Genomic DNA, 15732 nt, shown 5'->3' on the forward strand with positions numbered 1-15732 from the left:
TGAATTGATTATAATAAAAGTGATACTATATAGTAATGTAAAACATTAAAGACATTTACCTATTATGTACAACTTACATAGAGTGGAAAGGAGTATCTATTTTGAAATTAATCGTTGGTTTAGGGAATCCTGGCAAAGAATATGACCGTACTCGTCATAACATAGGATTTATGGCAATTGATAAAATTGCTGAACAGTTTATGATTTCATTAGATAAAACAAAGTTTAACGGAATATATGGAACAGGTATAATAAAAGGAGAAAAAGTCATATTATTAAAGCCTCTAACATATATGAATTTATCAGGAGAAAGTATTCGCCCGTTAATGGACTATTTCGATATAGACGTGGAAGACTTACTTGTTATTTATGATGACTTAGATTTACCGTGCGGAAAAGTAAGATTGCGTACAAAAGGAAGTCCAGGCGGCCATAACGGAATAAAGTCGATTATTCAGCATTTAAAAACCCAAGAGTTTAACCGAATTCGTATTGGAATTGATCGTCCGCAGAACGGTATGAAAGTAGTTGATTATGTACTAGGGCGCTTTACAGAAGATGAAATGGTTCATATGGATGAAGCAATGAAAACGTCTGTACGCGCGAGTGAAGACTTTTTAGGTAAACCGTTCTTAGAAGTAATGAATCGCTATAATTAAGTAGAATAAAATTTCTCTCAATCGTCCATACTAACACTAAAAGATTTGGGAGGATTTGTATGTCTATTCATTATTTCTGTAGACATTGTGGCGCAAAAGTCGGTATGATAGAAAAGACAGCTCACAATACTGAAGCACTCGGTTTTAATCACCTGACCGCAGATGAACGAAAAGACTTTATTCACTACCATAATAGTGGAGATATCGTGGTTAAAATTATTTGTGAAGATTGTCAAGAAGCGCTAGAACGAAATCCAGACTATCATCAGTACGAAACATTTATACAATAAAAAGCTTTGGTCTCAAACCAAAGCGTTTTTCTGTTTAGTTTAGACATATCATGGGAGGAGGGAATTCCTTTGCGAGGGATTAGACAGCAATTTGAAGAAAATAAAGAAATTGGAGCTGTTGTCAGCAGTTTAGAAGAAGGTTTGAAAGAACAGTTAGTAACGGGAATTTCCGGTTCAGCTCGATCTGTATTAATGGCACTGTTAAATGAGGATAAAAAATATCCCTTATTAGTAGTGACCCATAATTTATATCAAGCCCAAAAAGTGTATGAAGACCTTTTACATCTTTTACCGGAAAAAGACGTTTTCTTATACCCTGTTAATGATTTAGTTGCTACAGAAGTGGGGATTGCAAGTCCAGAATTAAAGGCTCAGCGAATTGAAGTACTCAATTATTGGAGTCAAAATACAGGTGGAGTAGTTGTGACACCGCTTGCAGGAATTCGAAAGCTGTTGCCTCCTAAAGCAAGATGGGAGCAAACGCAGCTGCCGTTTCAAATGGGGATCGACATCGACGTTGATCATTATTTAAAAAGGTTAGTTGAGTTGGGTTATGAGCGGGCATCGATGGTTTCAGCTCCGGGTGAATTTAGTGTGCGCGGAGGAATCATTGATATTTATCCGTTAACAGAAGAACTACCTGTCCGAATTGAACTATTTGATACGGAGATTGATTCCATTCGTACTTTTACAATCGAGGATCAACGCTCTCAAGAGCAGCTAAAAGAAATCTCAATCGGCCCAGCTACGGAAATCATTGTGAACCAAAATGAAGTGGCCAAAGGAATTGAAGAACTAGAAGCACAGCTGGCTTCGACGCTTCAACAAGTGAAAAACACAGCGCTAAAAGCTACCTTAACAGAAAATATTAAAGGTGAAATTGAACAGCTGCGTCAAGGTCAACTTCTTGAAAATATGTTCAAGTATTTATCATTCTTTTACGAATCGCCTGCTAGTTTACTAGATTATTTACCAGAAAGTGGCCTTGTCATCTTTGATGAGACAACTCGAATTCAAGAAACGTCTGATCAGCTTGAAACAGAGGAAGCTGAATGGATAACAGAATTATTAGGACAGGGGCAAATTGTTCGAGACGTTCAATTATCTCATAAGCTCCCATCTCTTATTCAGCGAGCAAAACATCAGTTTTTATACTTATCGTTATTTTTGAAACACGTGTCGTATACGAGTCCGCAAAATATTATTAATATTTCATGTAAGCAGATGCAGCAGTTTTACGGCCAAATGAACTTATTAAAAAGTGAAATTGAACGTTGGAAAAATGCTAATTATACGGTGGTCCTCTTAGGAGCAGATAAAGAGCGGGTGAAAAAACTCGAAGGTGTGCTAGCAGATTATGATATTGATTCATCTATTTTAGATGGAAATGGTCAGCTTGTGCCAGGTCTTGTTCAAATTATTGAAGGCGATTTACAAATGGGCTTTGAACTGCCGATGCAAAAATTAGCCGTTTTAACTGAGGAAGAATTGTTTAAAAAACGGGTAAAGAAATCAAAGCGTCGTCAAAAACTTTCCAATGCAGAGCGTATTAAAAGCTATTCAGAGTTAAATGTAGGTGACTATGTAGTTCACGTGAACCACGGTATTGGCCGTTACTTAGGAATGGAAACGTTAGAGATTAACGGTAATCATAAAGATTATATCCATATCAAATATGAAGGCTCTGACAAGCTGTACGTTCCTGTTGAACAGATTGATCAAGTACAAAAATACGTAGGTTCTGAAGGGAAAGAGCCAAAAGTATATAAACTTGGCGGAAATGACTGGAAGAAAGTAAAACGGAAAGTTGAGTCTTCTGTTCAAGACATCGCTGATGACTTAATTAAATTGTACGCAGAGCGTGAAGCAAGTAAAGGGTATGCATTTTCACCCGATGGCGATTTACAGAGAGAGTTTGAAACAGCTTTCCCTTATCAAGAAACCGAAGATCAGCTTCGTTCTGTACAAGAAATTAAAAAGGATATGGAACATGAAAGACCAATGGATCGTCTGCTTTGTGGAGACGTTGGATACGGAAAAACGGAAGTAGCCATTCGTGCTGCGTTTAAAGCTGTTACAGATGGAAAACAAGTAGCTATTTTAGTACCAACCACTATTTTAGCTCAACAGCACTATGAAACCATCCGTGAGCGTTTTCAAGACTATCCAATCAATATTGGGCTATTGAGCCGCTTTCGCAGCCGTAAACAGCAGCAAGAAACAATTAAAGGGCTAAAAAACGGGACAGTAGATGTAGTGATTGGTACACATCGTTTACTATCTAAAGACGTGATTTATAAAGATCTAGGATTGTTAGTTATCGATGAAGAACAGCGTTTTGGTGTAACGCACAAGGAAAAAATTAAGCAAATGAAAGCAAACGTTGATGTCCTTACACTTACAGCAACACCTATTCCACGAACATTACATATGTCTATGTTGGGCGTAAGGGATTTGTCTGTTATTGAAACGCCGCCTGAAAATCGTTTTCCAGTTCAAACGTATGTAGTGGAGTATAATCCGGTTCTAGTTCGTGAAGCGATTGAGCGTGAGTTAGCGCGTGATGGCCAAGTTTACTTCTTATATAATCGCGTAGAAGATATTGAACGAAAAGCAGAAGAAATTTCGATGCTCGTGCCTGATGCTAGGGTAACGTATGCCCACGGAAAAATGAATGAAACAGAACTCGAAGCGGTTATCTTAAGCTTTTTAGAAGGCGAATATGACGTTATTGTGAGTACAACCATTATCGAAACAGGAGTAGATATTCCAAATGTAAATACGCTCATTGTCAATAATGCTGATAAGATGGGATTATCACAACTGTATCAATTAAGAGGGCGTGTAGGTCGTTCAAATCGCGTGGCATATGCGTACTTTACGTATCACAAAGACAAAGTACTGACAGAAGTAGCTGAAAAGCGTCTGCAAGCTATTAAAGAATTCACCGAATTAGGTTCTGGTTTTAAAATTGCTATGCGTGACCTTTCAATACGTGGTGCCGGAAACTTACTTGGTGCTCAGCAGCATGGATTTATCGATTCTGTCGGTTTCGATCTCTACTCACAAATGCTTAAAGAAGCGATAGAGGAAAGACGCGGGTCTGACGGAGAAAGTGTGAAATTTAATGTTGAAATGAATCTGGACTTGGACGCGTATATCCCTGATCAGTACATTACAGACGGCCGCTTGAAAATCGAAATGTATAAGCGCTTTAGAGGAATTGAAGCACTAGAGGATATTCAAGAATTGCAAGATGAAATGATTGATCGTTTTGGAGAGTATCCGGCTGAGGTTGAGTATTTATTTAAAGTAGCCGAAACAAAAGTATATGCAACGCAGAACTTAGTAGAATCTATTCTTCAGTCAAAACAAGAAATTTCTATTCTGCTGTCTGAAGAAGTAAGCTCAACGGTAGACGGCCAAAAATTATTCATGCTAGGTGATCAATTTGGCAGAATGGTCAGCTTAGGTATGGAAGGCAAGAAAGTAAAATTAGTGGTTAATGTAAAGGGACTTGCTCAAAAAGAATGGCTCAATATTGTGTATCAGTTAGTAAAAGGAGTAGCCACTGTTAAAAAAGAACAAGTTACGAATTAAAAAGAAGGCTCATTTTTGAGCCTTCTTTTTGTATAGCTGAAATAAAAATATCCAGATCCCCATGTTTTGGCGGTTTTTTGGACATTTTTTTAATAAAAGCACACTTTTTAACAAAAAAAGAGATGGTTGGTGAATAGAAGTTGTAGAGTGAAGAATACTAACCTCAACAAAGGTGAACCTTTTATCATATAGCCATCAGTGATATTCACCAATTATTTTAATCATCGTATGAAAGAGAGGCTTCAATGAATGAAAGCAACAGGTATTGTTCGTCGTATTGATGATTTGGGTCGCGTTGTGATTCCAAAAGAAATTAGAAGAACACTTCGAATCCGAGAGGGAGATCCACTAGAGATTTTCGTCGATCGCGATGGAGAAGTTATTTTAAAGAAATATTCGCCAATTAGTGAATTGGGAGATTTTGCGAAAGAGTATGGCGAAGCGCTATACGATAGCTTAGGTCATCCTGTACTTATTTGTGACCGCGATGTATTTATTGCGGTAGCAGGAAGTTCTAAAAAAGAATACTTAAATAAAAACATTAGTTCTTTAGTGGAATCTGTTATGGAAAGCCGCAGTTCTTCTTTAGTAACTGATGGGAAAAATCTTGAATTTGTCGATGGATACGAAGAAAATATTTCTTCTTACACAATCGGTCCAATTATTGCAAATGGAGATCCGATTGGAGCCGTTATCATCTTCTCAAAAGATAAGTCTCTTGGTGAAGTAGAGCATAAAGCAGCCGAAACAGCAGCTAGCTTCTTATCTCGTCAAATGGAGCAGTAAGCGTAATTATCTTTATTTTACATTATTTACTGAAAAGGTAGCAGTTTCTGCTGCCTTTTTTCATGCTGTCTTACCTTAGAAATAAAGAGAACATGATATAATGGTACGGTATTTTATTTATTGGAAAGTGCAGGATGTTTTATAAGAACAAAGCTCTGTTCTGCTACAGTTAACGGCTAATAAAAAGAGTTGTTCACATAATTACAAACTGCGGTGAAAGGTGTAGGAATGCAGAAACAGTCAAAGCTCTATTCTATTTTTAATGGCGCCATTATTTTAATGCTCGCAGGTTTATTTACGAAAATCTTAAGTGCCACTTATCGTATTCCATATCACCATATTGCGGGAGATATAGGGTTTTATATCTATCAGCAAGTTTATCCGCTATATGGAATTGCGCTACAGCTAGGTACATATGGTTTCCCTGTAATTATTTCGAAGTTAGTAGCTGATTATGCGGCAACAAATCGGAGAAAGGAAATACGAGGAATACTTCAAGTTTCATTTACTTTTTTGTTTGTATTAGGCTGCATGATATTTGCGCTCGAATATATCTTTGCAGAAACGATTGCCGAGTGGATGGGAGATCGTGAGTTAACGGTTCTCATTCAAATTATTTCATTTTCCTTTTTACTTATTCCGTTTATTGCTGTTATTCGTGGTTATTATCAAGGATTACATAATATGTTTCCTACGGCGTTGTCTCAAATCGCAGAACAAGTTGTACGGGTAGGGACTATTTTGTATCTGTCTATTTTCTTTATGCAGCATGGGTATGGTCCTTATACTACAGGGGCGGGAGCTATTTTTGGTTCCATAACAGGCGGTATAACATCTCTTATTATTTTATTTTTATTTGTTTTTAGAACAAAGACAAATTCTAAGGGGATATTTCAACGCATAAAAAAAGCAGACATCAAAAAAATATTTAAAATCCTTGTTATTCAAGGCTTATTAATTTGTATTAGCGGTATGGGTTTGCTGTTTATCCAGCTTATTGATTCCTTTACTTTATATTCTAGTCTGACGGCGCACGGCATGGCTGAAGAGGCAGCACAAATTTTAAAAGGTATTTACGACCGCGGGCTTCCGTTGATTCAATTAGGCACAGTAGTAGGTACAGCTTTTTCGCTTTCGCTTGTACCTGTTATTTCTTCAGCAATTGTGAAAAAGAACCTGTCATTTGTGGTTGAAAAAGTTCAGCTATCTCTCCGCCTATCGTTTGTAGTCGGAGTTGGAGCAGCTTTTGGCTTGATTGCGCTGATGAAACCCATTAATATGCTTTTATACGGTGACTCCCACGGAACGGACGTTTTACAAATTTTGAGCTTGTTAGTTATATTTACGACAGTAGCAGCAACTGCTGGAGCTGTGTTACAGGGGATGGGAGCTGTTTTCGCGCCTGTAATAGCCGTCATCGCTGGCATGACGGTCAAACTGACATTAAATCTTTGGCTAATACCAGATTTTCAAACCATAGGAGCAGCCATTGCTTCCTCAGCTGGATTTGGCATCGTTGCAGCAATCAATCTATTTTGTCTGTATAAAAAGCTAGCTGTCCCTCTTGTTCCGAAAAAGGCGAGTGGAGGTATTTTCATAACGGGCATAGCAATGGTATTTCTTTTGCAAAGCTATTTATTTTGTTTACATCACTTTGTATGGTCTAATGGTTTAGATACAAGCAAACAAGTGGTTGAAACAGGAGCTGGTGTTTTAATAGGCGGTTTGTTTTATTTGTTCATCATTATGAAACAACATATTTTTACCGAAGAGGAATTACGTTTACTTCCCATGGGAAGTGTTTTAGCTAAATACGTATTAAAAAATAAATAAGAAGGTGAAGCAATGACAGGTAAAGTAACAGTTATTGGTTTAGGAGCAGGCGATTTAGAACAGCTACCTGTAGGCATTTATCGCTTGCTACAGCATGAAAAGCATATTTATATGCGCACAAAAGAACATCCTGTAATCAAAGAATTAGAAAGTGAAGGCTTGACGTATGTATCCTATGATGACGTATACGAATCTTATGATGCATTTGAAGAGGTATATGAACATATATCGAATGATTTAATCGAAAAAGCTTCAATAGAAGAAGTGGTGTATGCTGTTCCGGGGCACCCTTTAGTGGCAGAACGTACGGTTCAATTACTTTTAAAAAAAGGAAAAGAACGCAGCATTCCCGTTGAAATTAAAGGGGGACAAAGCTTCTTAGACTCAATCTTTGGCGCGCTAAAGATCGATCCTATTGAAGGGTTTCAGCTGCTAGATGGAACAGATTTAAAGCGCAGCGAAATAGAATTAACCGGTCATGTTCTGATTGCTCAAGTGTACGATCAGTTCGTTGCCTCAGAGGTAAAGCTAACGCTGATGGAACACGTGCCTGATGATTACCTTGTTTATATTGTAACGGCAGCGGGAAGCAGTGAAGAAAAAATTCAACTGGTCAAGCTGTATGAATTAGATAGAGAAATGTCGCTCAATAACTTAACGACTATTTATGTTCCTCCAGTAGCGGACGAAACGATTTTATACCATCAATTTGACGCATTCAGAAGGATTATTGCCACCCTTAGAGGGCCAAACGGATGTCCTTGGGACCAAAAACAAACGCATGAATCGCTCAAGCGCTATTTGCTAGAAGAGTCTTATGAGTTATTAGATGCAATTGATCGTCAAGATGACGATAATATGATTGAAGAGCTTGGTGATGTATTGCTGCAGGTATTGCTTCATGCACAAATCGGTGAAGATGAAGGAATGTTTTCAATTGATGATGTCATTCGCAGGGTTTCAGAGAAAATGGTAAGACGCCATCCACATGTATTTGGTGAAGTGAGCGTGAATGATACAGATGAGGTCTTAAAAAATTGGGATGAAATCAAAAAAGAAGAAAAAGGAGAGGAATCTTCTTCTCTGTTAGCTTCTGTACCGGAGGCTATGCCTTCTTTAATGAAAGCGCACGGATATCAAAAACAAGCTGCAAAAGTTGGGTTTGATTGGTCAGAAGTTGAACCTATGTGGGAAAAAGTCCAAGAAGAACTTGCTGAATTCCAAGAGGAAGTACAGCATGCTGATAAAGAAAAAATGAGCGATGAATTTGGAGATATTTTATTTGCTTTAGTGAATATTGCAAGATTCTATAAAATCGACTCTGAAGCTGCATTAGCTAGAACGAATACAAAATTTTTAAATCGATTTCAATATATTGAAGAAAAAGTGAAAGCTTCTCAAAAACCATTTGAATCTTTTTCGTTAGAAGAGTTAGATGAATTTTGGGAAGAAGCCAAAAAAACAGGTTTGTAAAACAGAAAGGTGAGGGAATTATGAGGTTAGATAAATTTTTAAAAGTATCACGTTTAATTAAGCGCCGCACATTAGCAAAAGAAGTATCAGACAAGGGTCGTATTACCATTAATGGTATCGTTGCAAAAGCAAGCACAAATGTGAAAGTAGGAGATGAATTAGCGATCACATTTGGCACGAAGAAAATTACCGTTAAAATAGAGGCTCTTCAAGAAGCAGCTAAAAAAGAAGAAGCAGCTAATTTGTACTCAATTATCAAAGAAGAGCGTATTTCATCTGAAGTATAACTGATGAAGGCTTGTTCTAAATCACCTTTCTCATTCATATGTTTTAAACAACAGATAACAAGAGTGAATGCTCTTAATGAATGAGGTGGGGATGAAGATATGAGCCAATTTTACGAAGCAAGCAATTCAAACAAAGACCATACTCCAAATCATGATTTAGTGATGAAGGGTCGGCGTCTCTTAGATATTACGGGTGTGAAGCAGGTAGAGAGCTTTGACAATGAGGAATTTTTACTTGAAACAGTGATGGGTTTCTTGTCAGTTAGAGGGCAAAATCTGCAAATGAAAAATTTAGACGTTGATCAAGGAATTGTATCGATAAAAGGAAAAATCTTTGATATAGTTTACTTAGATGAGAACCAATCGGAGAAGGCTAAAGGATTCTTTAGTAAGTTGTTTCGATGAGTTTAAACATTCAGCTCTATACAATGCTTGCGATGGTATCGATGGGAAGCGGTTTAGGTGCTTCTCTCGATACTTATCGTTACTTTGTTAATCGCTCTAAATCACGCCCATGGTTTGTATTTGTGAATGACATATTGTTTTGGATGGTGCAAGCTCTTCTCATTTTTTATGTGTTGTTTTTGGTGAATGAAGGAGAACTGCGTTTGTATGCGTTTCTTGCTTTGTTTTGCGGCTTCGCCGCGTATCAAAGTTTATTTCAATCACTGTATTTAAAAGTATTAACATTTACTGTCTCGAGCGTATTAAGTTTATATCGAGGTGTTTTAACGCTTAGTAATATTTTTTTGGTCAAGCCTATCCGCTTCTTTATTCATATTCTACTTGTAGTCGCTTTAGGAATCTACCGAGCTGTTCATAAGCTGCTCATATTCTGTCTAAAGCTTATTTACGTACCGACGAGGTGGGTTCTTTTCGTATTTTGGAGAATGATGCCTAAACCTGTAAAACGATTTTTACATATGGGTTTTCGGTATATAGAAGGAATTTACAATCGTGCAAAGAATATGGTAATGAGAGTCGTTGCATGGGTGAACACTTTAAAAAACAAGGGGGACGACTAATTCAATGAGTGCGGTACGAAAAAAAAAGGTCGCGAAGTTAAATACTGATTATAGCCATAAACAAGAGCAAATTAAACAAAATACAGATCGAAAACGTATCGGTTTAATTAGGCGTTTGACTGTTTTTGGAGTGTTGGCCTTAATCATTGGTGGATTGATGGTATCAGCTTTAATTACGCAAACCTCAGCTATTGAGAACAAAAAAGCTGAGAAGGTGAAATTAGAACAGCAGCTGACAAAATTACAAAGCAAGCAAAAACAGTTAAAAGGTGAAATCGTCAAGTTAAATGACGATGATTATATTAAAAAGATTGCCCGCAGAGATTATTTTTTATCAGAAGACGGGGAAATTATCTTTAATGTAAAAAAAGACTAAACGTATGGTTCGTTGACAGTGTATTTTTGCTTTTTGTATAATATAATAAATTGATTTCTTTTATCATTTAAGGAGGAGCATTTTTTTTATGTCAATCGAAGTAGGCAGCAAGTTACAGGGAAAGGTAACAGGTATTACGAACTTTGGAGCTTTTGTTGAGTTACCAGGAGGTTCAACAGGCTTGGTTCATATCAGTGAAGTAGCTGATAATTATGTAAAGGACATTAACGACCATTTAAAAGTGGGCGACGAAGTTGAAGTCAAAGTAATTAACGTTGAGAAAGATGGTAAAATTGGTCTTTCAATTAAGAAAGCGGTAGACAAACCAGAACGTCCAGAAAGACCAGAGCGTCCTGCAAGAGCGCCACGCTCAGACCGTCCACGTGATTCACGCCCACAACGTAATAACAATCGTGGTGGCGGTAATGATTTCCGTACAAAAGAAACATTCGAACAAAAAATGAATCGTTTCTTAAAAGACAGTGAAGAACGTTTATCTTCCCTAAAACGCCATACCGAATCAAAACGCGGTGGACGCGGTGCAAAACGCGGTTAACTTGCTGCTTATATCAAATAGATAGCGAGTTTTTGAAAAGCACCTTTTATCTAAAAGGTGCTTTTTTTATATGTAAAAAAAGAGTAGAAAAAAAGCATGTACTGTTGTACATGCTTTTTGATGACCCGTACGGGATTCGAACCCGTGTTACCGCCGTGAAAGGGCGGTGTCTTAACCGCTTGACCAACGGGCCGTTATTCGAGTAGCGGCGGAGGGGATCGAACCCCCGACCTCACGGGTATGAACCGTACGCTCTAGCCAGCTGAGCTACACCGCCATTATACGTTCTCTAAAAGACATTTATAATAATATAAAAAAGCAGGGTTATTGTCAATAACTTTTTTGTTATTTTTATAGACTTTTATTTGCTTTTAAAAAAGAATGATGAGTATAGGCTTTCTCTGACACGAACAGTATCTCTGATATTTTTTAAATCGCCATGTAAGATTGTACATCTTTTTGTATAGTTTTCAATATAATACTAGAAAATAGTCGAACGATTATAGGTATTTTGCTAGTCCGTTTGACAAAATTTCACCTTTCGCCGCGATATAATAACGAATAAGTATAATTAGCGGGTGGTGGGAGAATGCAAAAGACGGAAAGAGATTTTGCAAGTCCAACAACAGAGGCGGTATTTAATCGAACTAGATTAGAAATGTCCCGTGTATTTACAAAGGCGGGCATGAAAACGGAAAAGGTGTTATTTCAATGGGGATTGTTGCTGCTAGTCGTAGGCTTTTTATTAGGACGAGCGTTAATTTTAATGAAAATCATGCCATTTGCTTTACCATTCTTTGCGGCTGTAATGGCTATAAAGAAAGAAAAAGCACCGTTAGCAAGCTTAGCCGTATTGGCAGGGGCATTTAGTGTTTCGATTCAAAATGGAGGCACCGTATTTGCTACATTATTTGTTTTCTTACTGATTCATCGATTTAGCGGCATGCTGACGATAGATCCGTTAAAGAAGTTACCGTTCACTGTATTTATCGCGATGTTACTTACAAAACTAACTATTTTTTATGTGTTTACCAAGGAATTCACCATGTATGATTTTACATTTGTGGCAGTAGAAGCAGGATTGAGCTTCATTTTAACCATGATTTTCTTGCAAAGCGTGCCCTTAATTTCATACCGAAAGCGAAAACAATCGTTAAAAACAGAAGAAGTGATTTCTCTTATTATTTTGTTGGCATCTGTTATGACGGGGACAATAGGGTGGATGATTTACGGTCTTTCGGCTGAACATATATTGTCTCGTTACTTAGTATTAGTTTTTGCGTTTGTATCAGGACCTACGATAGGAGCGACGGTAGGGGTCGTAACCGGTTTAATTTTAAGTTTCGCGAATGTTTCTAGTTTGTACGAAATGAGTTTACTCGCTTTTTCTGGCTTGCTTGGAGGACTTTTAAAAGACGGTAAAAAGCTAGGGGCAGCTCTTGGGTTGGTTGTTGGTTCATTGCTAATTGGCCTATATGCTCAGGCAGATCAAGGGTTGACGACTAATTTGTATGAATCACTGACGGCCGTTGTCCTATTTTTATTAACCCCATCTTTTGTTTTGAAAAACTTAAGTAAATTAGTACCAGGGACATCTGAAAATATGCTTGAACAACAGCAGTACGTGCGTAAGATTCGAGATGTAACAGCGAATCGCGTAGAACAGTTCTCGAATGTTTTTCAAGCACTTTCCAAAAGTTTTACGCAAAATGGATTTTATGATGAAAAGCCAAGTGCGGATAAAGAAGTTGATTATTTTTTAAGCAGCGTTACCGAAAGGACGTGCCAATTTTGTTTTAAAAAAGAACAATGTTGGGCACAGCAGTTTGATACAACCTATGAATATATGAAGGAAATTATGCTTGAAGTTGACAATGGCACTCTTGAGCAAAATCCAAGGCTAATTCGAGAAATGGACAAACATTGTGTGAAATCGAAAAAAGTCATCGATGTGATTGAGCATGAACTTACGTATTTTAAAGCCAATCAGCACTTAAAAGCGCAAATTCAAGAAAGTAGAAGGATTGTAGCAGAACAGCTTCACGGTGTTTCTGAAGTCATGGGCAATTTTGCAAAAGAAATTAAGCGAGAGCGCGAAAATTTAAATGTACAAGAAGAACAGATTTTAGAAGCTCTTCGTAACTTTGGGATGGAAATCAATCAAATTGAAATTTATAGCCTGGAACCTGGAAATGTAGATATTGAAATGTGGGTGCCATATTGTCACGGAAGAGGAGAATGCGAGAAGATTATTGCGCCAATGCTTACAGATATTTTAGGTGAAAGTATTGTAGTAAAGAACGAAGAATGTGCTAAATATCCTCAAGGCTATTGCCACGTTTCGTTTGGCTGTACAAAAGCATACGTTGTTGATACAGGCGTAGCACATGCAGCTAAAGGTGGAGGGTTTGTATCCGGTGACAGCTATTCTATGATTGAGCTAAACGCCGGTAAGTATGCACTAGCTATTAGTGATGGTATGGGGAATGGAGAGCGTGCCCACTATGAAAGTAGCGAAACGCTTCAGCTGTTAAAACAAATTTTACAAACAGGAATAGAAGAGACAATTGCAATTAAATCGATTAACTCTATTTTATCGCTGCGTACAAACGATGAGATCTTTTCTACCTTAGATTTAGCGATGATTGATTTACAAGATGCCAATGTAAACTTCTTGAAAATCGGTTCTACGCCAAGCTTCATCAAACGTGGAGATAAGGTTATTAAAATACAGGCAAGCAATTTGCCAATGGGCATTATTGAAGAATTTGAAGTAGATGTTGTGAATGAACAAATGAAGGCGGAAGATTTATTAATTATGATGAGTGACGGCGTATTCGAAGGACCAAAGCACGTTGAGAACTACGAAATGTGGATGAAGCGAAAAATTGGCGAGCTTCAAACAAACGATCCACAAGAAATTGCAGACTTAATTATGGAAGAAGTTATTCGAACAAAATCAGGTTTAATTGAAGATGATATGACGGTAGTTGTGGCAAAACTTCAGCACAATACCCCGAAATGGTCATCGATTCCTTCTTACGCTTATCGTAAAAAAGCACAATAGTTAGATAGAAGTATATTTTATCTCCTCCTCGTCTATCATGTTAATACTGATAATGAGGAGGGGATTTTTTTATGAAAAAAGGTACATTGAAACAGATGTTGGTAATTACAGACGGTGGTTCGAATACAGGTGAAGACCCGGTAGCAATGGCAGCGCTAGCTAAGGAACAAGGGATTAGTGTAAACGTTATTGGTGTGATGGAAGAGGACACAATTGATGAGCAAAGCACTAATGAAATAGAAGGCATTGCCATGTCAGGCGGTGGCGTGAGTCAAATTGTTTACGTAAAACAGCTGTCTCAAACTGTTCAAATGGTTACAAGGCAGGCAATGACGCAAACACTTCAAGGCGTTGTAAATAAAGAACTTCAACAAATTCTAGGTTCCTCTAATTCAAGATTAGAAGAGTTATCTCCTGAGAAGCGAGGAGAAATCATGGAAGTTGTCGATGAACTTGGCGAAACGGTTGACTTAGAGATTCTTATTTTAGTTGACATGAGCGGAAGTATGAAAAATAAGCTTCCTACTGTAAAGGAGTCACTGTTAGACTTGTCGTTAAGCTTGAATGCTCGTATGGGGCATAATCAATTTTCAATCTTTTTATTTCCTGGGAAAAAGAAAGATGTAGAGAAGCTAATGGACTGGAATCCAAGATTAGAGTCGCTTTCAACGATTTTTCCTAAACTAACAGCAGGAGGTATTACGCCTACTGGACCGGCTATCAAAGAGGCTACTCATTATTTCACCAAAAAGCGCTCATTGAGAGGGTTGTTAAAAAATAATGAACAATACATTGAAGAATCAGGTATGTAACCTATCTCCGGGAACAGAAATTCAAGGAAAATGGCATCACGTCCATTATAAAATTCTTGAGAAATTAGGCGTGGGGGCAACTGGAGTTGTCTATTTAGTTCAATTAGTAAACGGAACGCTAGCGGCGTTAAAAATAAGCTTTTCCAACATGTCCGTTACAGCAGAAGTGAATGTATTAAAAAAGTTGTCTCAAGTCAAAGACAAAGTGTTAGGACCGCGCTTACTTGATGTAGATGATTGGAGCTATGGCCCTCACGCTCTTTCTTTCTATGTAATGGAATATGTGAAAGGGCAGCCTCTCCTTTCTTTTATCTCATCAAGAGGGACAGAATGGCTGCAAGTATTTGCAAGTCAACTCTTAACAGACTTAGAAAATCTTCATGAAGAAGGCTGGGTATTTGGTGATTTAAAACCAGAAAACCTGGTCGTAACATCTAACCCCGTAAAAGTTCGATGGATTGACGTCGGAGGAACAACTCTGCAAGGGCGTTCAATAAAAGAATTTACTGACTTTTATGATCGAGCGCACTGGGGGCTTGGCTCCCGAAAAGCAGAACCAACCTATGATTTGTTTGCCGTATCTATGGTTTTGATTCACGCAGCTTATGGCAAGCGGATTAATAAAACAGACAAACCGGCTGAACAATTAAAACAATTTATATTAACAACAAAGCAGTTAGAACCTTTCGGGGACGTTTTGTATCAAGCGGTTACGGGAAAGTATAAGTCAGCTAAAGAAATGAAAACAGAGGTGTTATCGGTTGAAAAAAGAAGAGGGGCAAAAAGTAGAGGAACAAAGCCTCAAAACGTTCGTCAACCGTCTGCTCCTCGTGTTAAAGTAAAGAAGAAGCGTTCTCACGTGTTAGAGACGCTACTACTTTGTACGTCTGTAATGTTGATTTATATTTTGTACCTATTTATTCAAGTGCTATAAAGTTTGGAGAAATTGTGAAACTTTCCTTATAGTC

The 15732-nt window shown here is 37.8% G+C and carries 14 protein-coding genes and 2 tRNA genes; 14 read left to right on the forward strand and 2 right to left on the reverse strand.

The features are described from left to right. Nucleotides 1-101: 101 nt before the first annotated feature. The 11 genes from pth to M3225_RS27135 all read left to right on the forward strand — a co-directional run bounded on the left by pth (nucleotide 102) and on the right by M3225_RS27135 (nucleotide 10885). On the forward strand, nucleotides 102-659 hold the full coding sequence (gene pth, locus M3225_RS27085; RefSeq protein ID WP_251400269.1) for an aminoacyl-tRNA hydrolase: 558 nt from the start codon (nucleotides 102-104) through the stop codon (nucleotides 657-659). Between the two features lie 59 nt (nucleotides 660-718). Continuing rightward, nucleotides 719-949: an anti-sigma-F factor Fin family protein gene (locus tag M3225_RS27090; RefSeq protein WP_013054869.1), complete on the forward strand. Its 231-nt coding sequence runs from the start codon at nucleotides 719-721 to the stop codon at nucleotides 947-949. A gap of 69 nt (nucleotides 950-1018) precedes the next feature. Next, the gene (mfd, locus tag M3225_RS27095) at nucleotides 1019-4549 is read left to right on the forward strand and encodes a transcription-repair coupling factor (protein WP_251400271.1); all 3531 of its coding nucleotides are present in this window, start codon (nucleotides 1019-1021) and stop codon (nucleotides 4547-4549) included. A 249-nt stretch (nucleotides 4550-4798) separates the two neighbouring features. Then, nucleotides 4799-5335 (forward strand): stage V sporulation protein T, encoded by a 537-nt coding sequence (gene spoVT / locus M3225_RS27100; RefSeq protein ID WP_251400273.1) that lies wholly within the window; start codon nucleotides 4799-4801, stop codon nucleotides 5333-5335. Nucleotides 5336-5563: 228 nt separating this feature from the next. After that, complete coding sequence (locus tag M3225_RS27105) at nucleotides 5564-7168, forward strand: putative polysaccharide biosynthesis protein (RefSeq protein ID WP_251400275.1); 1605 nt, start codon at nucleotides 5564-5566, stop codon at nucleotides 7166-7168. Between the two features lie 12 nt (nucleotides 7169-7180). Then, on the forward strand, nucleotides 7181-8641 hold the full coding sequence (mazG, locus tag M3225_RS27110) for a nucleoside triphosphate pyrophosphohydrolase (protein WP_251400278.1): 1461 nt from the start codon (nucleotides 7181-7183) through the stop codon (nucleotides 8639-8641). 20 nt (nucleotides 8642-8661) lie between these two features. Next, nucleotides 8662-8928 carry an RNA-binding S4 domain-containing protein gene (locus M3225_RS27115; RefSeq protein ID WP_251400280.1) on the forward strand — a complete coding sequence of 89 codons (267 nt, stop codon included), beginning with the start codon at nucleotides 8662-8664 and terminating at the stop codon, nucleotides 8926-8928. A gap of 99 nt (nucleotides 8929-9027) precedes the next feature. Then, nucleotides 9028-9333 carry a sporulation protein YabP gene (gene yabP / locus M3225_RS27120; protein ID WP_195781471.1) on the forward strand — a complete coding sequence of 102 codons (306 nt, stop codon included), beginning with the start codon at nucleotides 9028-9030 and terminating at the stop codon, nucleotides 9331-9333. Beyond that, entirely contained in the window at nucleotides 9330-9953 is a 624-nt protein-coding gene (gene yabQ / locus M3225_RS27125) for a spore cortex biosynthesis protein YabQ (RefSeq protein ID WP_251400282.1), read from the forward strand. Before yabP ends, yabQ begins: the two co-directional genes overlap by 4 nt. A gap of 4 nt (nucleotides 9954-9957) precedes the next feature. Next, nucleotides 9958-10329 carry an FtsB family cell division protein gene (locus M3225_RS27130; protein WP_013054878.1) on the forward strand — a complete coding sequence of 124 codons (372 nt, stop codon included), beginning with the start codon at nucleotides 9958-9960 and terminating at the stop codon, nucleotides 10327-10329. 88 nt (nucleotides 10330-10417) lie between these two features. Then, entirely contained in the window at nucleotides 10418-10885 is a 468-nt protein-coding gene (locus tag M3225_RS27135; protein WP_013054879.1) for a S1 domain-containing RNA-binding protein, read from the forward strand. Nucleotides 10886-11006: 121 nt separating this feature from the next. On the opposite strand, the gene M3225_RS27140 is transcribed toward M3225_RS27135, so the two are convergent. Together M3225_RS27140 and M3225_RS27145 are read right to left on the reverse strand one after the other, a co-directional pair. Further along, a tRNA-Glu gene (locus M3225_RS27140) sits at nucleotides 11007-11078 on the reverse strand. Between the two features lie 10 nt (nucleotides 11079-11088). Further along, nucleotides 11089-11162, reverse strand: a tRNA-Met gene (locus M3225_RS27145). Between the two features lie 312 nt (nucleotides 11163-11474). On the opposite strand from M3225_RS27145, the gene spoIIE reads away from it, so the two are divergent. The 3 genes from spoIIE to M3225_RS27160 all read left to right on the forward strand — a co-directional run bounded on the left by spoIIE (nucleotide 11475) and on the right by M3225_RS27160 (nucleotide 15698). Then, nucleotides 11475-13952, forward strand: a complete 2478-nt coding sequence (gene spoIIE / locus M3225_RS27150) for a stage II sporulation protein E (protein WP_251400284.1) — start codon at nucleotides 11475-11477, stop codon at nucleotides 13950-13952. 71 nt (nucleotides 13953-14023) lie between these two features. Continuing rightward, on the forward strand, nucleotides 14024-14764 hold the full coding sequence (locus M3225_RS27155; RefSeq protein WP_013054881.1) for a VWA domain-containing protein: 741 nt from the start codon (nucleotides 14024-14026) through the stop codon (nucleotides 14762-14764). Then, complete coding sequence (locus M3225_RS27160) at nucleotides 14733-15698, forward strand: protein kinase domain-containing protein (RefSeq protein WP_251400286.1); 966 nt, start codon at nucleotides 14733-14735, stop codon at nucleotides 15696-15698. The genes M3225_RS27155 and M3225_RS27160 overlap by 32 nt, the downstream gene beginning before the upstream one ends. Nucleotides 15699-15732 lie beyond the last annotated feature (34 nt).

Origin of the sequence: Priestia aryabhattai, from assembly GCF_023715685.1 — a bacterium.
Taxonomy (GTDB): Bacteria; Bacillota; Bacilli; order Bacillales; family Bacillaceae_H; genus Priestia; species Priestia aryabhattai_B.